The sequence below is a fragment of the Candidatus Methanoplasma cognatum genome (assembly GCA_009777615.1).
In the GTDB taxonomy this organism is placed as follows: Archaea; Thermoplasmatota; Thermoplasmata; order Methanomassiliicoccales; family Methanomethylophilaceae; genus Methanoplasma; species Methanoplasma cognatum.
In genome coordinates this window covers 41,971-65,847 of sequence record WRLM01000006.1, presented here as the reverse complement: position 1 = coordinate 65,847, position 23,877 = coordinate 41,971, and the positions used below count along the sequence as shown (strand labels likewise).

Annotated in this window: 11 protein-coding genes and 1 tRNA gene; 7 read left to right on the top strand and 5 right to left on the bottom strand. The window is 54.0% G+C overall.

Annotated elements, in window-relative coordinates:
- Positions 1–12: 12 nt before the first annotated feature.
- The gene (locus FWG96_06925) at positions 13–861 is read left to right on the top strand and encodes a D-aminoacyl-tRNA deacylase (protein ID MCL2032978.1); all 849 of its coding nucleotides are present in this window, start codon (positions 13–15) and stop codon (positions 859–861) included.
- Here FWG96_06925 and pyrH read toward each other — a convergent pair.
- A complete protein-coding gene (pyrH, locus tag FWG96_06920) occupies positions 848–1,534 on the bottom strand; it encodes a UMP kinase (GenBank protein ID MCL2032977.1) in 687 nt (228 codons plus the stop codon). The two genes, FWG96_06925 and pyrH, sit on opposite strands and share 14 nt — an antisense overlap.
- Positions 1,535–1,593: 59 nt before the next feature.
- On the opposite strand from pyrH, the gene prf1 reads away from it, so the two are divergent.
- From prf1 to FWG96_06905, 3 genes are read left to right on the top strand one after another with little or no spacing between them, the layout of a single operon-like run.
- On the top strand, positions 1,594–2,826 hold the full coding sequence (gene prf1 / locus FWG96_06915; GenBank protein MCL2032976.1) for a peptide chain release factor aRF-1: 1,233 nt from the start codon (positions 1,594–1,596) through the stop codon (positions 2,824–2,826).
- Positions 2,823–4,544 (top strand): arginine--tRNA ligase, encoded by a 1,722-nt coding sequence (gene argS / locus FWG96_06910; GenBank protein ID MCL2032975.1) that lies wholly within the window; start codon positions 2,823–2,825, stop codon positions 4,542–4,544. The genes prf1 and argS overlap by 4 nt, the downstream gene beginning before the upstream one ends.
- On the top strand, positions 4,544–5,041 hold the full coding sequence (locus FWG96_06905) for a GNAT family N-acetyltransferase (GenBank protein MCL2032974.1): 498 nt from the start codon (positions 4,544–4,546) through the stop codon (positions 5,039–5,041). Before argS ends, FWG96_06905 begins: the two co-directional genes overlap by 1 nt.
- Positions 5,042–5,088: 47 nt before the next feature.
- Here the strand turns inward: FWG96_06905 and FWG96_06900 are convergent, their stop codons facing one another.
- Together FWG96_06900 and FWG96_06895 are read right to left on the bottom strand one after the other, a co-directional pair.
- Positions 5,089–5,913 (bottom strand): hypothetical protein, encoded by an 825-nt coding sequence (locus FWG96_06900; GenBank protein ID MCL2032973.1) that lies wholly within the window; start codon positions 5,911–5,913, stop codon positions 5,089–5,091.
- 9 nt (positions 5,914–5,922) lie between these two features.
- On the bottom strand, positions 5,923–7,092 hold the full coding sequence (locus tag FWG96_06895) for a formate--phosphoribosylaminoimidazolecarboxamide ligase family protein (GenBank protein MCL2032972.1): 1,170 nt from the start codon (positions 7,090–7,092) through the stop codon (positions 5,923–5,925).
- Between the two features lie 223 nt (positions 7,093–7,315).
- On the opposite strand from FWG96_06895, the gene FWG96_06890 reads away from it, so the two are divergent.
- On the top strand, positions 7,316–7,990 hold the full coding sequence (locus FWG96_06890; protein ID MCL2032971.1) for a potassium transporter TrkA: 675 nt from the start codon (positions 7,316–7,318) through the stop codon (positions 7,988–7,990).
- Positions 7,987–8,568, top strand: coding sequence for a potassium channel protein (locus tag FWG96_06885; GenBank protein ID MCL2032970.1), 582 nt, complete (start codon positions 7,987–7,989; stop codon positions 8,566–8,568). Before FWG96_06890 ends, FWG96_06885 begins: the two co-directional genes overlap by 4 nt.
- Positions 8,569–8,893: 325 nt before the next feature.
- On the opposite strand, the gene FWG96_06880 is transcribed toward FWG96_06885, so the two are convergent.
- Both FWG96_06880 and FWG96_06875 read right to left on the bottom strand, forming a co-directional pair.
- The gene (locus FWG96_06880) at positions 8,894–10,138 is read right to left on the bottom strand and encodes a magnesium transporter (protein MCL2032969.1); all 1,245 of its coding nucleotides are present in this window, start codon (positions 10,136–10,138) and stop codon (positions 8,894–8,896) included.
- Between the two features lie 321 nt (positions 10,139–10,459).
- Positions 10,460–10,535 (bottom strand) — tRNA-Gln (locus FWG96_06875).
- 532 nt (positions 10,536–11,067) lie between these two features.
- On the opposite strand from FWG96_06875, the gene FWG96_06870 reads away from it, so the two are divergent.
- Positions 11,068–23,409 carry a hypothetical protein gene (locus FWG96_06870; protein ID MCL2032968.1) on the top strand — a complete coding sequence of 4,114 codons (12,342 nt, stop codon included), beginning with the start codon at positions 11,068–11,070 and terminating at the stop codon, positions 23,407–23,409.
- The last annotated feature ends 468 nt before the right edge of the window (positions 23,410–23,877 follow it).

Genomic DNA, 23,877 nt, shown 5'->3' with positions numbered 1-23,877 from the left:
CGTTTGTTGAAAATGACCGGAAAAAAGAGGCTGCTTGTGTGCAGCGAGACCGACATACCGTCTGTGAACATGAAGACCCAGCTTCTTAAGAAAAGGGAATGGGAGGAGATCGGGAGATTCGGCAGTGACCATTTCATCGCCTGCGGCGATATGGTGATGATGACAACTCCGGACTTCCACATCCGTTTAGAGGACCTTGACAGAAGGATCGAGGATGCTTCCTTAGATATCGGCGAGGTAGTGTTCATGTCCAGACATTCGGCGAAAAGCGGAGAGGCCTCGCTTACCGTGCACCCCATCGGCAACTATCATGATAACAAGTTCGGAGGAAAGGAGAGAACGCTTGTCAGATCAAACCCCGCCCTTATGACCGACGCGCTGAGAAGGATATCCGCATACAATGACCTGGCCGGTTTCAGAGTTTGTTTCGAAGTGACGCACCACGGGCCGTGGCTTGAGAGGCCGACATTCTTCATCGAGATAGGGAGCGATGAGAGGAATTGGGGGAACGAGAGGGCGGCGGACATACTCACCGATGCTCTTCTGGGTATGGAACAGAATGATTACGATACGGCTGTCGGCGTCGCCGGCGGTCACTATGCGCCGAGGTTCACGGAGGTTGCGCTGAAATTCAAGATAAACTTCGGCCACATGCTTCCCAATTATCACATGGAAGGCAGGGACGACGAGGACATAGTCAGAATGGTGAAGGACGCCTGCACAGCGTCGGACACAAAGCTGGTGTACCTGCACAGAAAATCCCTGAAAGGGTCGGAGGAGAGGAGGCTGTCCGAACTGATAGCGTCGGCGGGATCAGAGCTGATATCGTCGTCCGACCTGGAGACCATCAGCGGGAGCTGACGTACGTCCCGCTGATCTCTTTGCCCAATATGGCGTTCTTCAGTTCGGCGAGGTTCCTGCCGTCCACCATCAGGATGTCTATCTTCTCTTCTTTTGCGATCTTTATTCCGAGGGGGTCGAAGACGCTCGACCTCCCCGCGCCGTGTTCCTTGTAAACCACATCTCCCAGTTCGTCTATCGTCATCCTTGAGAATCTCTTGGCGGACGGGTTCTTCTTCGGGTCGTCCGTGTAGACGGCCTCCACGGAGGTCGCGTTAACCACTCTGTCCGCGCGCATCTCCCTGGCCACCATGGCCGCCACCGCGTCGGTGGTGTGTCCGGGCACGGTGCCCCCCATCACGACGATGTTGTAAGGGGTGGACTTTTCTGCGGCCTCCGCCGCCGTCAGCGGGATGTCGGTCGAGGAGAGTTCGTTCAAAGAGACGGCCAGAAGCTGGGCGTTAAGTCTTGTGGCGCCGATGCCGAGCATGTCAAGCTGATAAGTGGAACCTCCGAGGTCCCTTCCCGTCTCGGTATAGTATCTGGCGATCCTGCCGCCTCCGCAGACGATAACGATCTGCACCATCTCGGAGACCTCTTTGATCGTATCGGCCAATCTCTTTATGTATGCAGGATCGTCTTTGCCGGGTATAAGAATGGACCCGCCGATGGATACGACCACTTTTTCTTTCATTTTTCACCAATACTTTTATAGGAATGCGCAATTGAGATAAATATTATTGGTGGAACAAAATGAGTGAGGCTAACGCTCTGGACAGGGCCAGATACGATTTCAAGAAAGCGATGCAGGAGATAATGTCATACCGAGGAAGAGGAACGGAACTCATATCGGTCTATGTACCGAGCGGCAAAATGATATCGGACGTTATGTCGTATCTCAGGGAAGAGCAGTCCCAGGCGTCGAACATCAAGTCAAAGTCCACCATGAAGAACGTCACAAGCGCGATCGATTCCATAATGTCCAGACTCAGAACGTATAAGACGACGCCGCCGAACGGCGTGGTGATATTCTGCGGGGAGGTGCCCCGCGCGGGAGACCAGACCAGGATGGTCCAGTACACGCTGGAACCCCCGGAAGAGGTGGCCGCGTTCCTATACCGATGCGACTCTGAGTTCTTTACGGAGCCGCTTGAGGAGATGCTCCTGGACAAGAAATCATACGGCCTTATCACCATAGACAGAAAAGAGGCGACCCTCGGGCTCCTGTCGGGAAGCAGGATAACCGTTCTGAAACACTTCGACTCTCTGGTTCCAAGCAAGCATCACCAGGGCGGGCAGTCCTCGGTCCGTTTCGAAAGGCTGATAGAGATAGCCGCCCATGAGTTCTACAGAAAGGTGGCGGACCATGCTACGGAGGTTTTCCTCAACAGGCAGGAGCTTCAGGGGATATTGGTAGGCGGCCCCGGCTCGACGAAGGACTTCTTCGTGAAAGAGGAGTACCTGCACCATGAACTAAGGAAAAAGGTCGTAAGCCCCCTCTTCGATACCGGCTACACCGACGAATCCGGCCTCAGGGAGCTGGTGGATGCGGCCAAGGAGGCCCTGTCGGATATGCAGCTGACCATCGAGAAGGAGTATATGCAGAGACTCTTCAGAGAGATAAGGAAACCCGACGGAGGACTGGCGGCGTACGGCGAGGACGACGTGAGGACGGCGACGGAGTCAGGCGCGGTAGAGGTGCTGCTTCTGTCGGAGTCCCTCAACAAATACAGGACGGAGATCGAGTGCGCATCGGGACACAACATGAAGGTCACCGTCGACGATCCCGAAGAGAAGATAACTTGTCCCGAATGCGGACTGGCCGCAAAAGTGCTCAAGCAGGAGGACATCATAGATGAGTTCTTCGAGACCGCCGACGGATTCAATACAAAGGTGCAGCTTATCTCCGGAGATTCGGAGGAAGGCGATATGCTGATGAGGGCGTTCGGAGGGATGGCGGCCATATTGAGATACAGGGCGGGATGAGCGTGGAATGCATAGTGAGGTTTGAGGAAGAGGTCGATTCGGCGGTCAATGCGGCCCTGGAAAAGATAGGTCACCCCAAACTAAGATTTGTGAAAGAGGTCTCGGAGAAGGCGGACCTTGCGGTGCCGTGCTTCAGCCTCTCAAAAGAGCTGAGGTCCGCCCCGGAAGAAATAGCCAAAAGATTGGCAGCTCACATCGAACCGTCCGGAATGATATCATCGGTGAGCACACTCAACGGCTATCTGAATTTCATGATGGATGCGGCCGCTCTGACAGAAGAGACCTTGGACAGTATACTTGCGGAAGGTGAAGCTTACGGCTCGGCGTCTCCTAACGGCATCAGAATCAATGTCGAACATACGTCAACGAACCCCACCGGACCGATACATGTGGGAAGAGCCAGGAACCCCATAATAGGGGATACGCTGGCCAGGTCCCTGAAGAGATGCGGATATGATGTGCAGACAGAATACTACGTGAACGATGTGGGGAAGCAGGTGGTAATCCTCACATGGGGGGTCAACAATGTCCCGAAGGGTTCCGCAGATGAGGAGGAGAGGGACAAAACGGATCATAAGCTCGTCTCATATTACCGCGAAGCGAACAGGCTGATGGAAGAGAAGGACGATGTCAAAGATCAGATATCCCAGATGCTCAGAAAGTTCGAGGACGGGGATGAAACGGTCATAGGCAGCGTCAGAGAAACGGCGGAGGCGATGATCGGCGGGCTCAGGGAGACACTGTCGGGCATCAATGTAGAACTTGACAGATATACATGGGAATCGGATTTCATCGCCGACGGTTCGGCAAGGGAGGTGGTGGAGAAGCTCAAAGGGTCCGAGTATGCGGGGCAGACCGACGACGGCTCATGGTACCTTGACCTTAAGGATTTCGGGATACAGGGCAAAAATACAAAGTTCACATTCATGAGGTCCGACGGGACCACCCTCTACACAACCCGCGATCTGGCGTATCATCTGGATAAATTCAAAAGAGCGGACAGGGCGATCGACGTCCTGGGGGAGGATCAGAAGCTCGGCTCAAAGCAGCTATGCTCCGCGCTGGGGATCCTCGGCAGCGAAAAGGTCCCGGAGGCCATGTTCTATGCCTTCGTATCCCTTCCCGAAGGGAAGATGTCCACAAGGAAAGGGGTCGTCGTCTATTTGGACGATCTTATCGACGAGGCTGTGAGCCGCGCGACGGAAGAGATAAGATCCAGACGGAAGGATCTGTCCGAAGATGAGATGCTGTGCATCGCGAAAAAGGTGGGCATAGGTGCCATCCGCTACAATATAATCAGGGTCCATCCGGAAAAGCAGTTTGTCTTCAAATGGGATGAGGCGCTCAATTTCGACGGGAACAGCGGGCCGTATATCCAATACGTTCACGCGAGGGCCTGCAGCATGATCAGGAAGGCGGGGGAATACGGGCACTGCACGGATCCGGGCATGTTCCGCGACGAATATGAAAAGGCGCTGATAAAAGCGCTGTCCAAGTTCGGCAGGGTCATAAGGGAGGCTGGAGAAGAGAAGCGCGTGCACGTGCTGCCAGCATACGGCCACGAGGTGGCATCTGCGTTCAACCAGTTCTATGCGGCGGTGCCCGTCCTCGAATCCGGAGAGAACAGGAACGCAAGGCTGACGCTCGTGGAGTGCACCAGGACGGTACTGAGGAACGTCCTTGACTGTCTGGGTATAGATTGTCCGGAGGAGATGTGATGGAGATCCGGCAGATGAAGCTCAAGGATATCGAGAAGGTCCGGGCGCTTGAGATATCGTGTATAAAGGAATATTTTGCGGAAACGATCGAGAACAAGTGGGAAGAGCTTCCCAAAGAGTGGAAGGACAATCTCGGAGCGAGCAGCAAGAACCACTTTGCCTCATACATGGAAAGCGGCCTCAGCTTTGTCGCGGAGGAGGACGGCGAGATATACGGCTTCATATTCGCAAAGATGCTGGAGCATGTTTTCGACGTCAATAGATTGGTGTGGATCGAGAACATGGGCGTCCATCAGTATGTTCGGAGGAACGCGATCGGATACAGACTTCTGAGGGAAGTGCTCAGAAAAGGTCAGTCCATGGGCGCCGAAGCGGCGCACAGCATGCTCCAGACAGGGAACGCGCCCTCAATAATGCTCCACAAGAAGATCGGGTTCTTCATGGACAGAAGGGAAGTTGCCCTCATAGACCTTAAAGACCCGAAACTGAAATTATGAAAAATATGCGGGACACACCCCGATGAGGCATGTCCCGCTTCAAATGTTCATTTCCTTCTGGAACTGACGTATTTGAGTTTCTTCGGCTCTTCCGAGGACGATTCTTTTTTGGATGCGGTCTCCGCCTTCTTCGGTTCTTCTGATGATTCCTTCTTAGATGCGGTCTCCGCCTTCTTCTGTCTGTCAAGCTCGGTGAAGGTCTCCGCCTTCTTCTCCGGCGGCGGCGCAGAAGATTTCTCAGCGCCCTTGGCGGAGCCGTCGGATTCTCTGTATCTTCTTCTTTCTGTCGCAGACGCCTTTGGTTTCTCTTCGTCGGCCTTGGAGCCCTTCTGCCTTTTCTCCAGTTCGGTGAATGTCATTTCGGGCTTGGTTGTCGGTGCGCTGCGCATCCGCATATAGGCGGCGATGACGATCAGGATGGCGATGACCGCGATCGCGGCAAAGGTCGTCGGTTTGCTCCATATGGATTCGGTGACCGTTACCTGTACCGGAATATAATTTATCGGATTGCCGCCGGGAGGAGTCGGGAACGGGTCGGCGGGTGTGCAGGTGACCGTTAGGTTATGCTCACCCGCGCCAAGCCTGAATCTCAGCTCAGCCACGTATGTGGTTTCCGCGGGCACCGTCACAGTGGCGGTTGCGAGTACCCTCCCGCCCTCCGTCTCCGTGACGGTTATCGTTATGTCGTGGGGAACGGCCTCGGTGCTTATCAGGGGAATGAAGAGCGTACCGTCGCCGGTGTTGGTGAATCCTTCACCCCTCACATCACCAAAATTCATACTTGCGTCCGACTCGTCAGACGTGATCATGCTCATCGGTATGACGGCCATCATGATGACCGCAAGGGCGATCATTGTTCTTTTGTGGTTCATCTCTTCACCTCAGGTAATTATCTCATCGACGCGCTCTTGTTCGACGGCTCTTCTTATCTCCATGGAAAGCCTCCTTCCTGTGCTCATCTCTTTCCTCCAAAGGGCGTTGCCGTAAGGGTGCCCCACCGACATATGGACGTTGGTGCCCCCTCCTATGCGCGGAGCTACATCATAGATGTAGAAGTTCAGGTCCTTGTCTACGCACGTCTGCAGACAGAACGGGCCGATTATCCCCGGGTCATAGTATCTCTTTGCGGCCTTGATATACTTCTCGGCCATCTCGAATGCACTCTCCAGAAGGGATTCCCTCAAAGTTGCGGAATTATGGCCGCATACTGTGTATTCCGGCATGATTCCGTCATCTTCAAGCTCCACCTGCTGCTTGCCGGGGAGCCGGCAGTATCCGTCAAGGGAGGTCTCGAACCTCCAGTCCACTCCCAGGAGCTCAAGCTGCTCCCCTTTCTCTTCCAGAGGAGAGCGGAAGAAGTCCAGGTTGAACACCGGCCCGATGATGTACTGTTCCATCCTCGCCTCTTTTAGGAAATCCTTCTCTATGACGCCTTGTTTGACCAGCTCTGTTGACTTCTCAACGAATTGGTCGTAATCCTTAACGGTGAAGAATCCCCTTTCCAATTTCTTCACTTTGTGGTGGACCTTGATTATCGTAAGGGAATCTATGTCCTCGGGCTTCTCGATCTTCTTCGGGAATGGGAGACCGGCCTTCTCCAGGATCCAGTAGTAATCCCTTTCGCCGCCTCTCTCTTCCGATCTGAGGAGGTTCCTGCTTCCGACAAGCGGGACCTTGAACCGGTCTTCGACAGCGTCTATCCCGCCGTAAGAGACGAACGATCTGTTCGGGATGAAAAGCACGTTGTTCTTCATCAGGGAGTCCTGTACGTCAGGAAGCATGACGTCCTTGAATTTGTCCACAAGGACGACCTCGTCCACGACCCCCCGCACAGCATTCCCGGAGCTGTCGCGCTGAGTCCTGAAGTAATCGGCGAAGGTCTTCTCCCTTCCCTTCTGGCAGACCGCCACGGTCCTTAGGCCCTCGGATACCGCTCCGTCGCAGGTGTCCAGCGCGGAATGCGACGCAACGACCCCCACTTTGGCCTTTTTGAGATCATAATCGTCAAGATTTGCCAGAACCTCGTCTCTGCTTATCATCGTCAACCTCATCCGCAATAGTTTTCGCCATAATATAATCTTTTATAAGTGAACGGTCGGCGAACGCCGAAGCGGTCGAATCTAAATCTTAAATATATGTAGAACGTTCGTTGCATTCGGATAAGTTCCGATAAAGGTGGCCGAAATTGTTGATCAGCTCAGATGAACCGGACGGCAGCAGTAGCTGTCCAGAGCCGGCGGGGGAGGGGTTATAACGGGCGATTCCGAGGGCTATATGAATCTGGACCACATAGAGATGACGGTCCGCGAACTTTTGACGGAGATGAAGGACACATCCGAAGTGATAGTCGATCTGGCGTACGCATCCCTTCTGTACAACAGCGAGGACATGGCGCAGAAGGTCAATGAGCTCGAAGAAGAGATGGACGATCTTAAGTTCGTCATACGATTCAAAGTGCTGATGTCCTCAAGGACGAAAGAGGATGCGAAACAGCTCTCCGGGCTGCTGCAGGTCGCCTCCGCGGCAGACAAGATCTCCGACGCGGCGGCAGAGATCGTGGACCTTCTGAAACTGCCTATCGAGAGGCGCCCCTTCGTTTCGGCGATGCTGCACGAATCAGGCGAAAAGATCCGCGCTACAAGGCTGAGGCCGGAGTCATCTATGGTGGGGTATACGATAGGCAGATTGGGTGTCGAAGCGTCCACCGGATGCAGGATAATCGCTTTGAAGAACCGCCGCGGGTGGATATATGACCCGGAGGATGACGTCAAGATCCGTGCGGGCGACGACATAATAATAAGAGGGACCGAGGACGGATACAACCGGCTTGTGGAATTCGCAACAGGGAACAAGCCGTGGGAGTTCCCCGAAATATCCGAGGACGAGGAAGAGACCACCACGCAGGAAGAGGCGGCCAGCATAAACGACGAAGAGGAGGAGGAAGATTGAACAGGCTGCAGGAGATGATCTTGGAACTGAAGAACACTTCCGAGTTCATGGTGGATCTGGCGTATTCTTCCCTTATCTATGACAATGAGGAGATAGCGGAAGAGGTCATCTTCCTGGCCGGAACAATGGAGAACCTTTCCGCGAAGATCCAGGAACAGGCCGTCGATATCGGGACCAGCAATCCGGCGGAAATAGCCAGGATAGTCGTGGCGGTCAGGCTTCAGACCTCGATAATGTCCATCGCGAACGCCGCCAAATCCATAGCGGATGTCGTTCTGAGAGGGCTCGGGAAACACCCCGTCCTCGCAATGTCCATAAAAGAATCTGAGACCACCATAAGTCTTGCGAAGGTCGTGAAGGACTCTGTGCTGAACGGGAAGTCGTTTGCGGAAACGCGCCTCAGCACCAACTGCGGGATGTTCATCATCGCCATAAAAAGAGATAAAGAATACATCTTTGGTCCCGGGAAGGGCACCGTAATGGAAGAAGGGGACATACTAATCGCCAAGGGTCCGTCGGACGGCGTTCCTTATTTCAAGGCCTTTGCCGACGGTACGGATAAGGAATTATCGTCATGAGGATCATGTCCGATCACTAGAAACACCTCTTTTTCTCTTGAAGATTAAAATACCCCCCGCCCGTATGGTGTGCGGGGATGAAAAATGAATGAGATAATAGAATCCGAATTGCACATTGACGTCTGCGGGATGACGGTCATGACGACCAAGTCGGTCACGGAAGAAGGGCAAGATGTAACAAGAGGTACGGTCATAATCGGATAACTGAAGACTTACAGGCGCAGATATCGTTCAGCAGGTCATCGTTTTGTTTTTTTGTTCATATCTGCAGATGAGGTAACGGATCTGCGGATCATTATCGAAAACACCGCAAGCCGAACCCTTCTTAGGATAAGGTCAGCAGTACGATCACGCCTATCAGCACCCCTGCGCTGATGAGGTCCATGGAGGAGGATGTCATAGGTATGCTGTGGTCGTCAGGGTCAAGATCAAATCTGACGGCGGTCACCGCAACATAGTATGAAAGGAAGTTAAGGATCGTTGTCGTGATCATACCAGATATCAGGACTATGCCCATTACTTTTATGAAACCTATGTCTCCCGGACCGCCCATCATCATCGCGGCTAGGAACGCCATCACTCCGATATAGCTGTAGGTCACCGCCGCAAGGACGTAAGTGATGAAGAAGTTCTCCGACGCATTCTTGCCGGGGAATCTGCTTACACGAAGAGTACCCAGATGCAGCATGGAAGAGAGCCTGGACGTAAGCATTCCGGACAGGGCGTTCCCTTCGTTCAGGAAAGCCGGCATCAGTATTATGAGGACGGGAAGAATGATCAGCACTTCCGTCTTGTTCTCGATGATGACCCCCGCCGCGATATCCAGCACCAAGCACATCAGCAGTATGGGTGTGGACTGAGATATTATCCTCTTCGCCTCATCCTTCCTTCCGAGCACGATCTTCCTGGCAAATATGAACACGAGGAATACAACGGTGGCAAGTATCAGGAGAAGGGTAAGAAGGGTTATTATATTCTGATCGGGGCAGTGTATCACGAACCAGGCGCAGATGAAGAGCATAGGCATCGTAACGATGTCCCCGGCAGCGGCGATCAGCGGAGCGGTGATGTTATCCACATCCCAGTTCTTTTTGAAACCGCTCCATGCTATCAATAAATTGATGCCCAGAAGGACGATCCCGGCCAGCAGGCCGCCGAGCATTGATATGAATACGAAGCTGGCGATATGTATCTCGCCGAAGCCGAAGATGGCGACGACCGCCCACCCGATAACGCCCATAGCGAGAGACACTAAGAAACTGAGCCCTATGGACGATTCGATATTGGCACGAAGGATGGAGCCTTTTTTGAAGGACATCTTGAAAGTACCCATGTGCATGGACGTCCCGAGTCTGGAACCCATGGCGCCGAAGATGTTCCCCCTCATCCCTATGGCCGAATAAACGAGGACCATCATTCCCGGGATGGCCAGAATGTATGTCTCCATCGAACCCAGGAATATTCCGGCAATAAGGTCCGCCGTCGCGGCGATGGTAAGCGCGGTGAGCCCCATAACGAACACGGCTTTGTTACGGCCGAAGAATCCGCTGACAACTTTGCTGGAACCCATGAAACGCCACCTCAGCCCATGCTTATCATATCAGGCAACGAGTAGGCTATATTTATGATAAATGGCGGTGCGGCGGCGCATCTTACTGCACGGGCACGGAAGGACAGCTGAAGACACCGTCCCCTGATGGGATCAGGGTGTACGTTATCTCCAAAGGGGAGGCAACGGGAGATATATCCGGAAGGCCGCCCATGGGAAAGGTAACCTTCTATGAATGAGGTAAAGCTCTTCTTTCTCTTTTCATGAAAGAAGCGGAGTAGTGATGAACGAAAGCGCTAAAGCAATGGTAAAGAGTGAAAAAACGGGCAAGCCAGATATGAATGGTAGCCTCGCACAGATTCGAACTGTGGTCGCAGGATCCAGAGTCCCGCATGATTGACCGCTACACTACGAGGCTGTTAAACCTCCTCAACACAGCGCCCCTTTAATATTTTTCTATGTTTTATTGGTTGCATTTTGGTCCGGAGGTCCTCTGCGGTGTCGTCGTCAGCTTGTATGGTGCCGGAAGTAAGCTCTGCTGCCGGTCCCGTTCTGCGGAAAAGGATGGAATGAACGGACAGATGCGAATCCGTCAAAAGGCGAAAGATGCCATGATGAACGGTGCCGTTACTAGGTATTCTATTTCATACTGTTTTAGTATGAATTATATCAAAGCGTGCTTGTTTCCGGGAATTCTTCTGAGAAGGCCGGCGCGAGACACTCCGAAGGAGGCCGCAGTTCCGTCCGAACAGATACCGCCGCCTTTATCGAGATATTATTGGCCTCACACCCCTCGGATGCAAAAAATAGTGTGGTTTCCGCCTTTTCGGATTATATCATGCGGCGGCTTCAACTACATATTATTTATACACTCTATTTACATAATAATACGGGGGAAACGGGCCGCAACTATACAGGCGGCCCCAATCAAATTAAACGAAGGTATCATTATGAAGAATAAAAGGAGTATTCTAATAGGACTAGCGTTGCTTACAGTATCGCTTGCACTTGTATCGGTCGCTATCGTTTCTATGGTGGGAGAGAAAAACGACAGCGAAATATATGGAAAGAACTTCGGCGAGCTAGACGCCGACGATTATCAGTTGGTGACGGCAGTATCTGAAGGCAGTCTGATCAGCGCCGCAGTAGAAGGCGGCCAAGTCACACCCGTCAGTGAAACGGTGACCCTGACCCTAAATGCGTACCCTGCAGGGACCAGTACGTTCCAGTACAGGATCCAGGGAACGACAACATGGCAAAACTACTTCGGTTTGCCGGTGACACTCTATGCCGGCGATATAATTGAGATCACGACCGCAGCGGCCATCGGCTTCGACTTCCGATTCTGGGAGGACGCAAGCACCAGCGCCGTTAGGACATACACAATATCATCCGACGCTACGCTGATCGCATACTTCCTGACGGACACGCTTAGCGACAGATCTCTGATCACTCTGAATTCCATACCGGCGGGGGCGGGAATGTTCACTTGGTCCCTGCCCGGAATGACCGCATCCGTTGTATACGATGATCCATTCTATGTCAAGAAGAGCGACGACCTGACGATATCAACGTCAGCCGAAGCGGATTACACTTTCAGATATTGGAACGACAACTCCACAAATCTATCTAAGCATGTAGGCGCACATCCCGCCGACACAATATACACCGCATACTTCCTCGGAGACGATGCGGTGGCCCTGACTCTGAACACTTACCCCGCCATTACAGGCACCTTTGAGTACAGACTCCAGGGAACGGCGGCTTGGATCACCTACTTGGGCATGCCGGTACTGTTCAACATCGGCGACGAGGTGGAGATAAAGGCGGCAGCGTTACCGGGATATACCTTCCGGTTCTGGGAGGATGCCGGCGTCGTTGCTACGAGGATGTACACAATTCTACCCGAATCAACGCCTAGCGATAACGTATTGACCGCATACTTCCTCGGACCAGACACTGCCCTGATAACCCTGACAGTGTCGCCCGTCGGAGCGGGAACCTTCACCTGGTCCCTGCCGGGAATGACCGTATCAATTCCGTACGTCGGGCCGTTCCAGGTCAACACGATCGACTACCTGGCGATCTCCGTGGCAGAAGAGCCCGGAGAGATCTTCCAGTTCTGGGAGGACAATTCAACCGATCTTTCAAGGATAGTGGGCACGAACTCTTACGATACGGAATACACAGCATACTTCCTAATAATCGAAAAAGCGACCCTGACTCTGAACGCTTACCCCGCCATTACAGGCACCTTTGAGTACAGGCTCCAGGGATCGACGGCATGGGATATTTACTACGGTACGCCTATAGAATTCACTGTCGGCGATATCGTAGAGATAAGAGCAACTGCGTTGCCCCAATACACCTTCAGGTTCTGGGAGGACAGTAGCTATGACTATATGAGGGAGTTCACTATACCCTCCGGCGGCGCCGTACTCACCGCATACTTCCTCGGATCAGATACTGCTCAGATAACCCTGACCGCGTCACCCGCCGGAGCGGGAACGTTCGCTTGGTTCCTCCCAGGAATGGCCGCACCCGTTCAGTACGTCGAGCCGTTCCATGTCAACACGACCGACTACCTGACCATCTATGCGGCAGAAGAGCCCGGATGCACCTTCCTGTTCTGGGAGGATTATTCAACCGACGCCTCAAGGATAGTGGGCACGAACTCTTACGATACGGAATACACCGCGTATTTCCTGACCGCCGTAACAGCAACCCTGACCCTGAACACATACCCTGTCATGGCGGGTATCTTTGAGTACAGGCTCCAGGGAATGACGTTATGGGCCTCTTACCCCGGCACGCCGATGACACTCAACGTCGATGATGTGGTGGAGATAAGGGTAACGGCGTTATCGGGATACACCTTCCGGTTCTGGGAGGACGGCGACGATGCCGATCAGAGGATGTTCACCATGCCATCCTCCGACACCGTGCTGACCGCATATTTCTTCACCGGTACACCTGGGAGCGGAGCCCAGATAACCCTGACCGCGTCACCCGCCGGAGCGGGAACGTTTGCCTGGTCCTTGCCGGGAATGGCCGCACCTGTTGAATACATTGGGCCGTTCCGGGTCAACACGACCGACTACCTGACCATCTATGTGACAGAAGAACCGGGAGAGACCTTCCAACACTGGGAGGATAATTCCACTGGCCCATCGAGGGTCGTGGGCACGAACTCTTACGATACGGAATACATAGCATACTTCCTGACCGCCGAAGCAGCAACCCTGACCCTGAACACGTACCCAGCCATAGCGGATACCTTTGAGTACAGGCTCCTGGGAATGGTGTCATGGATTGCTTACTCCGGCACGCCGATGACACTCAATGCCGGCGATGTCGTAGAGGTCAGAATAGTTGCGACAAACGGATACACCTTCCGGTTCTGGGAGGATGCCAGCATCAACCCGTCGAGGACACATACGATGTCAGCGGTGCCAGGCGACAATGTGCTGACGGCATACTTCCTTTCCGAAGACCCCAACGATCAGGCATATATAACCCTGGCCGCCAGCCCGCCGGGAGCGGGAATATTCTCCTGGCAGCTGGACGGAATGACCGCGTTCATTCCGTATGTGAGCGGCACGCCATTCGTGATCAACAAGAGCGATGACCTGTTCGTTGAGACCGAAGATGAACTTGGATACACCTTCCGGTTCTGGGAGGATAATTCCACAAACCCCGTAAGGCATGTGGGCACGCACACTGCAGACACTGCGGTATATACTGCGTACTTCCTCGATGACCTCAACGCGGTCACCCTGACCCTTGAGGCGTCACCCGGCGTCACTCCCGAAGCCGGTACCTTCGAGTACAGGCTCCTAGGGACGACAACTTGGCTCGCCTACTCTATACCGGTGCAATTCAATGTCGGCGATAACATAGAGGTCGGAGCGGTTGCGGCACCCGGATATACATTCATGTTCTGGGAGGATGCCATCTACACCTATCAGAGGACATTCACAATACCCGCCGGCGGTGTCTCGCATACCGCATACTTCCTCTCAGCCAACGTCAGCGATCAGGTAGAGATAACCCTGACCGCCAGCCCGCCGGGAGCGGGAACGTTCTCCTGGCAGCTGGACGGAATGACCGCGTTCATTCCGTATGTGAGCGGCACGCCGTTCGCGATTAACAAGAGCGACGATCTGATCGTTGAGGCCTTAGGGGAACCCGGATACACCTTCCTGATTTGGGAGAATAATTCCACAAACCTCGTAAGGTATGTGGGCACGCACACTGCAGACACTGCGGAATACACTGCGTACTTCCTCGGTTCCAACACAGCCACCCTGACCCTTGAGGTGTCACCCGACGTCACTCCCGAAGCCGGTATCTTTGAGTACAGGCTCCTAGGGACGACAACTTGGCTCCCCTACACCACGCCGGTGCAATTCAATGTCGGCGACAACATAGAGGTAAGAGCGGCCGCAGCATCTCCATACACATTCATGTTCTGGGAAGATGCCATCGACACCAACCCGAGGATATTCACAATACCCGTCGGCGGTGTCTCGCATACCGCATACTTCCTCGGAACTGACACTGTCGAGATAACCCTGGTCGCTGTGCCGTCGGTAGGAGGAATGTTCTCCTGGCAGCTGGACGGGATGACCGCGTCCGTTCCGTATGTGAGCGGCACGCCATTCTTCATCAATAAGAGCGACGATCTGACCGTTGAGGCCGCAGGGGAACCCGGATACACCCTCCTGATTTGGGAGGACGCTACCACAACCCCCACCAGGCATGTGGGCGACCACCTCCTCAACACCACCGGCACAGAGACGTACACTGCGTTCTTCACCCCTAACAACCCCGCCGAGAGGTTCGCCCTGGACCTCCAGGCGGTACCATCATGGCTGGGCACCTTTGAATACATGCTCCCCGGAATGACAGCCTGGGCCGCATACACAGGCTCGGAGATGTTCAACGTTGGCGATACCGTACAGGTCAGAGCGGTCGGTGTACAAGGGTATGCCTTCCAGTACTGGGAGGTAATCACAAACACCAATCCCGTCAGGTCATTCGACAGTATCAATAACTCCGGTTTCGCATACTTCCTCGCGGACGACTCCGGCGGCAGGGTAAGAATAACCCTGACCAACCTCCCGTCGGGAGCGGGAACGTTCACTTGGCAATTATATGGAATGCCCTATGCTTTAGAATACACCGGACCGTTCTACGTCAACAGGTATATCGATGACCTGACGATCGTGGCCATAGCGGAACCCGACTACACCTTCAAGCAATGGATAGATGAACCAATTACGACTGCACTCAGGGACATATACTCCTTCTATCTGGATGACGATGAGAAAGAATACATTGCGTACTTCCTCACTGACGACCTCAGCGAGCGGGCCGACCTGACGCTGTATGACCTCCCCGTAGGGTATGGCGACTTCAAGTACCAGATCGCTGGTGTTGGAATGACGTCTTGGCACAACTTCGTAGGAACGACGATGGCGTTCAATAAGGGGGACATCGTATATGTTAGGGCAGATGCGCAACCCTCGTGCACCTTCATGTTCTGGGAGGATATGGACACTAATCCCTTAAGGCAATTTGATATGTCCCTCGGTGACCAGTCGGATACAGCGTACTTCGTCTCAGACGTCTTTGGCGACTGGGTAGAGATAACCCTGACCGCCAGCCCCTCGGGAGCGGGAACGTTCACATGGTGGCTGGACGGAATGACTGCATCCGTTCCGTACGTGGACGGCGTACCGTTCAGGATCAACAAGAGCGACAGACTGTTCGTCGAGGCCACAGCGGAACCCGGATACGCCTTCAAGGTCTGGAGTAACGGTACTGCAAACCCAACCTTGGATGTAGCTGACCATAGCGGCAACGGCAACGCCCATACGTACACTGCGTACTTCCTCGGAAATGACACGGCCCCATTGTTCGTTATTCCAACGCCCACAGGAGCCGGCACCTTTGAGTACAGGTATCTCGGGATGGAAGGATGGACCGCATATACTTACGGCGAGTCATTCAACGTCGGCGACATCGTAGAGCTCAGAGCAGTCCCGATAGGTGACTATGAATTCCAATTCTGGGAAGATGCTTCAGAGGATAAGATATTTACAACCTCCATCGACCAATTAGGCACAACTGTGTATGCATACTTCCTCTCCGATGATCCCAGCGATTGGGTAGAGATAACCCTGACCGCCAGCCCCTCGGGAGCGGGAACATTCTCTTGGTCGCTGCCAGGAATGACCGCATCCTTTTCGTACGTGAGCGGCACGCCGTTCATGATCAACAAGGCCGACTACCTGACGATCGAGACCACAGAAGATATGGGCACCTTCATGTATTGGGAAGATTTTTCCACAAGCCCCTACAGGAATGTGGGCGACCATCTCAGCAACATCACAGGCACTGCGGAATACACTGCATACTTCTCCGGAGTTGACATGGTCGTCCTGATCCTCGAGTCGTCCCCCGCCGCTGCGGATGTCGTCTTCGAGTACAGGGTTAATGGAACGCCGTCATGGACCACTTACACCATGCCGGTACAACTCAACCCCAGCGATGTCGTAGAGATCAATACGTATGCGACAAACGGATACACCTTCCGGTTCTGGGAGAACAACACTAACAGCAACCCGAGGACATACACTATGTCTTCAGTTCCTTACACCAATGAGACACTGACGGCATACTTCCTCTCCGACAACCCCGGCGATTGGGTAACGATAACTCTGACCGCCAGCCCGCCGGGAGCGGGAACATTCTCTTGGCAGCTGGACGGAATGACCGCGTTCATTCCGTACGTTAGCGGCACGCCGTTCGTGATCAACAAGAGCGACAATCTGTTCATTGAAGCCGAAGCGGAACTTACACATACATTCATGTTCTGGGATGATACTTCTACAATTCTCTACAGGAATGTGGGCGACCATCTCAGCAACATCGTCGGCACTGAGGAATATACCGCATACTTCCTCGGAACCGACACGGCTCCATTGTTCATTGGATCAATGCCCGCTGGAGCCAGCACCTTTGAGTACAGGTATCCAGGAATGGAAGGATGGACCACGTATACTTATGGCGAGCTATTCAACATCGGCGACGTCGTAGAGCTCAGAGCAGTCCCGGAAAGTGGATATGACTTCCTGTTCTGGCAAGATGCTTCAGAGGATGAGATTTTTATAACCTTAATCGACCAAATAGGCACAACTGTGTATGCATACTTCCTCTCCGATGATCCCAGCGATTGGGTAGAGATAACCCTGACCGCCAGCCCGTTGGGAGCTGGAACGTTTAGATGGCAGTTTTTCGGAATGACCGCGTGGGTCCAGTACGTGAGCGGCACGCCGTTCGTGGTCAACAAGGCCGACTACCTGATGATCGAGATCATAGAGGATACGGGCACCTTCCTGTATTGGGAGGACATGTCTACAAGCATGATAAGGCTCGTGGGCACCCATGTCACCGACACCAAGAGCTACACTGCATACTTCTCCGGAGTAGACATGGTCGTCCTGACCCTTGAGTCGTCCCCCGCCGCTGCGGATGTCGTCTTCGAGTACAGGGTTCAGGGAACGCCGTCATGGATCACTTACACCATGCCGGTACAATTCAACCCCGGCGAAACAGTAGAGATCAGAACATCCGCGACAAACGGATACACCTTCCGGTTCTGGGAAGACAACACTACCAGCAACCCGAGGACATACACTATGTCTTTAGTTCCTTACACCAATGAGACACTGACGGCATACTTCCTCTCCGACAACTCCGGCGATTGGGTAGAGATAACCCTGACCGCCAGCCCGCCTGGAGCGGGAACATTCTCTTGGCAGCTGGACGGAATGACCGCGTTCATTCCGTACGTTAGCGGCACGCCGTTCGTGATCAACAAAAGCGATGACCTGACCGTTCATGCCGAGCAAGCGGCATTATACACATTCGTCTCATGGGAGAATGTTTACACAACCCCAACCTGGATTGTGGGCGACCACCTCCTCAACACCACCGGCACAGAGGGATACACTGCGTACTTCCTTGACGCCGCCGCGCCGTATCTGACCCTCGAGGCGTTACCCGACGTCAACCCCGCAGCCGGTACCTTTGAGTATAGGCTAATGGGGATGACGGCTTGGCTCGCCTACGCTGCGCCGGTGCAATTCAATGTTGGTGATGCCATAGAGGTCAGAGCAACTGCGGAATCCGGATACAGCTTCCTGTTCTGGGAGAATGCCGACGACAACGCCGAGCGGGCATACACAATGCCGGTCGGCGACACCACGCTTACGGCATACTTCCTCGGAGCTGACACGGTCGAGATAACCCTGATCGCCGTGCCGTCGGTAGGAGGAACGTTCTCCTGGCAGCTGGACGGAATGACCGACTTTGTTCCGTATATAAGCGGCACGCCGTTTGAGATTAACAAGATCGACGACCTGACCATCAGGGCCGAAGCGGAACTCACACATACCTTCCTGGTCTGGGAGGATGCTTCCACAAGCCCCACCAGGAATGTGGGCAACCACCCCCTAAACGCCGGTACAGAGACGTACACTGCGTTCTTCACCTCTGACAACCCCGCCGAGAGGTTCGCCCTGGACCTCCAGGCGGTACCATCGTGGCTGGGCACCTTTGAGTACATGCTCTCCGGAATGACAGGCTGGGCCGCATACACAGGCTCGGAGATGTTCAACGTCGGCGATACCGTACAGGTCAGAGCGGTCGGTGTACAAGGGTATACCTTCCAGTACTGGGAGGTAATCACAAACACCAATCCCGTCAGGTCATTCGACAGCATCAATAACACCGGTGTCGCATACTTCCTCGCGGACGATCCCAACAGCAGGGTCCTGGTAACCATGACCGACGTACCGTCGGGAACGGGAACGTTCACTTGGCAGGTATACGGAATGCCCAACGTGTTCGAATACACCGGACCGTTCTACGTCAACAAACATATCGATGACCTGGTTATCGGGGCCATAGCGGAACTCGGCTACACCTTCCAGTTCTGGATGGATGAGCATGATGATAACGTATCCAGGACCATAGACTCCTGGCAGCTGGGCGAAGACGAGAAGAACTTCATTGCGTACTTCCTCACTGACAACCTCAGCGAGCAGGCCGACCTGACGCTGTATGACCTCCCCGCAGGGTACGGCGACTTCAAGTACCAGATCGCTAACGTCGGAATGACGTATTGGCGTGAATTCGTAGGAGGAACGACGATGGCGTTCAACGATGTGGATGTCGTAAATGTTAGGGCAGACGCGCAACCCGTGTGCACCTTCCTGTTCTGGGAGGATGCGGATACTGACCCTGAAAGGACATTTAACATGTCCGCCGGCGACCAGTCGGATACAGCATACTTCCTCGGAACTGACACTGTCGAGATAACCCTGATCGCCAGCCCCTCGGGAGCGGGAACGTTCGAATGGCAGCTGGGCGGAATGACCGCATTCGTTCCGTATGTGGACGGCGTGCCGTTCGTGATCAACAAGACCGACTACCTGATGATCGAGACCATAGAGGATACGGGCACCTTCATGTATTGGGAGGATTCGTCTACAAGCATGTCAAGGGCCGTGGGCACCCACGTCACCGACACAAAGAGCTACACTGCATATTTCTCTGGAGTTGACATGGTCACCCTGACCCTTGAGTCGTCCCCCGCCGCCGCGGATGTCGTCTTTGAGTACAGGGTTAATGGAGTGTCGTCATGGACCACTTACACCATGCCGGTACAACTCAACCCAGGCGACATCGTAGAGATTAGAACATATGCGACAAACGGATACACCTTCCGGTTCTGGGAGGACAACACTAACAGCAACCCGAGGACATACACTATGTCTTCAGTTCCTTACACCAATGAGACACTGACAGCATACTTCCTCTCCGACAACCCCGGCGATTGGGTAACGATAACCCTGACCGCCGACCCGTCGGCAGGAGGAACATTCACATTGCGGCTGGGCGGAATGACCGGATCCTTCCCGTGCGCTAGCGGCGCGTCGTTCGCGATCAACAAGGACGACGACCTGACCATCGCAGTCGATGAGGCGCAGGACTACACCTTCCAGTACTGGTTGGACAACGTCTCGGCAAGCCAGTCGAGGAATGTTGGCACGCATATTGTAGCCACTGCGGAATACACTGCGTACTTCCTCGATGACCTCAACGCGGTCAGCCTGACCCTGAACGCAGACCCGGCGACGGCCGGTACCTTCGATTACAGGCTCCAGGGAATGACAGACTGGGTCGCATACCTCGGCTCGCCGGAGTGGTTCAACATCGGCGATGTCATAGAGATCATAGCAACTGCGGCGCCCGACTACACCTTCCAGTCCTGGGAGGATGCCGGCACCAACCCCGTTAGGACCGTCACAATGTCCGCCGGCGGTGCCGCGCTGACAGCATCCTTCCTCTCTGATGACCCCCCCACGACGGTCTATCTGACCCTGGAATCATACTCCGTTGGGGCAGGTACCTTTGAATACAGACTCCAAGGAGAAGCGGTATGGAACACCTACACTACTTCGGCGGCATTCTACGCAGGCGATGTCGTAGTGATCAGAGCGATTGCGGAACCCGGATACACCTTCCAGAACTGGGAGGACTTAAGCACCGGCGAATATAGAGTATACACCATATCCTCCGATGCAATGCTGACCGCATACTTCCAATCCAGCACAGTGACTCTGACCCTGACCGCATACCCGTTGGGAATGGCTTCCTTCCAGTACAGGCTTCAGGGAGATACGGCATGGACCCCCCACACTGGCGTTGGCTTGCCGATTACGTTCAACGTCGGCGATATCGTGGAAGTAAACCCGGTCCCCTCCCAGCCCACAGTCGACTTCTGGTTCTGGGAGGACACCTCCACGGACACACCGAAGGAACTCACATTGTCCGCCGACACCTCGCTGAACGCATACTTCCTTTTCAATATAGCCGGAGGCAAGTCCACGATAACTCTGACCGCCAGCCCGCCGGGAACGGGAACGTTCTATTGGCAGCTGGACGGAATGACCGTGTCCATCCCATATGAAGGGCCGTTTGAGGTAAACAAGATGGACTCTCTGACGATCGAAGCTGTAGGGGGCGCGGGATATGGCTTCCAGTACTGGGAGGATAACTCCACGGACCCATCCCGACATTTGAGCATGGTTACCGACGACACGGGATACACCGCATACTTTGACGTCACGGCCCCTCTGATTCTGGATACATACCCCGCAGGGGCCGGTACCTTTGAGTACAGGCTTAAGGGAGCGACGGTATGGATCCCTTACGGCGGCATGCCGGCGACATTCGATATCGGCGACACCGTAGAGATCAGAGCAATCGCTGAACCCACATATGCATTCAGGTTCTGGGAGAATGCCGACGACGACCCCGTGATGGAATACACAATACTGCCTACAGGCAACACTCTGATGGCCTATTTCCTCTCGGAGATATCCAATGAGCGTGTCCAGATAACTCTGGACGCCTTCCCGGGAGGAGCGGGAACATTTGAGTGGACCCTGCCGGGAATGTCCGTGTTCCTTGGGTACAACGGATCATTCTACGTCAACAACACCGATGACCTGACAATTATTACGACAGAGGCGTACGGATACACCTTCCTGTACTGGGAGGACAACTCCGTAAGCACGTCAAGGTTCGTGAGCGCGCCTCAAAGCGGCGACGCGTCATACAGGGCATACTTCCTTGGGCCAGACACAGTGACTCTGACCCTGGAGTCATACCCCGAAGGGGCAGGTGCCTTTGAGTACAAGCTCACAGGAACGGAAACATGGTTTGCCTACGAAGGGCTGGTGGTGTTCAACGAAAATGACAGCATAGAGATCAGAACAACTGTGGAACCCGAATACGTCTTCCGGTACTGGGAGGACTCAAGCACCGGCACAGACAGGGTATACACAATGTCTGCGGATGCCGCGCTGACCGCATACTTCCAACCCAGCACAGTGACCCTGACCCTGAGCGCATACCCACTGGGATCAGGCGCCCTCCAGTACAGGCTCCTGGGAGATACGGCATGGACTCCATACCTCGGCCTGCCGGTGACCTTCAACCTCGATGAGATCGTGGAGATAAGTCCGGTCCTCGGATCCGACTTCCGGTTCTGGGAGGATGCCTCCACGGACGCGATTAAGGAACTCACCTTGTCCGACGACGCCTCGCTGACGGCATACTTCCTTTACAATACAGCCGGAAGCAAGTCCGTGATAACTCTGACCGCCGACCCGCCGGGAGCGGGAACGTTCGCCTGGTCTCTGCCGGGAATGACCGCGTCCATCCCATATGGGGGGCAGTTTGAGGTCAACAAGATGGACCTTCTGACGATCGAGGTCTCAGAGAACGCAGGGTATGTTTTCCTGTACTGGGATGATAACTCCACGAATCCATCCAGGTATTTGGGCATGAACCTCGTTGACATGGAATACACTGCGTATTTCCTAGAATCCGATACAGGCAGGGGAGCTCCGGCCTATACATGGACGTATGCAAGTGTCTCAATGACCCCTTTTGCTGAAGCGGAAAATGACTATGTCCAGCTGGTAATAGACAGAGGCACCGCAACAATGAACGTTCAGATGTCCGAAGAACTGTACAACGAGATAGTGGGAAATGCGCTGGAGGCGTTGGGCAGGGATCTGGACAGGCAGCAATGGGGATACACAGACACACTAGGTGACTATCTGTCATATGAGGATCCGGTGCTGAAGAGCATAGCGGATGCCTTCACAGTGGTCACCGCCGGCTGGAGCGATTCCAGCCGCATCAATTTCGTACTGAGGTTCGTTCAGAATATTCCGTTTGTGACCGACAATCAGAGTATGGGGGTGGGAGAGTATTGGAAGCTGCCTACCGAGACGTTCTGGGAAGGAAAAGCCCTCTCTGCCTCTGAAGAAGAAGCCAAACAGAAAGGAGAACCCCTTCTGAACCGAGGAGGCGACTGCGAGGACCATGCTCTACTCTTTGTATACTTGATCAAAGCAATGGATTACGAATTCGTGATACATGACGTGGACACAAAGGGGATAGGGGGAGGCCGGATGGGAGACCACATCACTGCCGGCGTTCTTGTAACAGACGGAACCGGAACTCATGTAGAATATGGGGGGAAAACATACTATTACTGCGACGCAACCTGGGAAGGCTATAAGCTGGGGATGCTTGGCGGATGTATGATCCTCAACACATGGGAGGAGAATTTAGGCTGGGAATGGGCATGGGTTGGCAATGATGCAGTGTGGAACAATGACCCAGTGGTTGTCTATGCGTAAAAGGTGTCGTGTACTTAATGAAAGGTCTCTAAAAGGATGATTGACCGTACTGCGGAGGTCATCATCCACACAGGCGACCAGATCACAAGACAGGGAGGCAGGCTGAATTCAAAACACCGGTCTGAGAAGATGATTCGAATATCATCTGCTCTGCCGCAGTGTTCAGCGGCCCTCTGTCGAGTGGTCATATTTATCATATGCAGCTGATTTTTATTTTATAAGAAAAAGGCGGTTTCCGCACACGCTGCGGCGATGACCGGCCGCTCCGACCGCGCCGCGTGCTTAACGGTCCGCCATTCTCTTTTAGGAGATCGAACGAGGCGCGCCGCCGCAAAGCTCCTCACTCCCTCATGCAGATATAGCGCGCTGTTCATGAACCGCACTGTACGGCGAAAGCGACCGGTTCTTATCCCGATATGGAGTTGGGTGCCAGTTCTATAGCTTCATATAAGCTGGATAATGATGCCT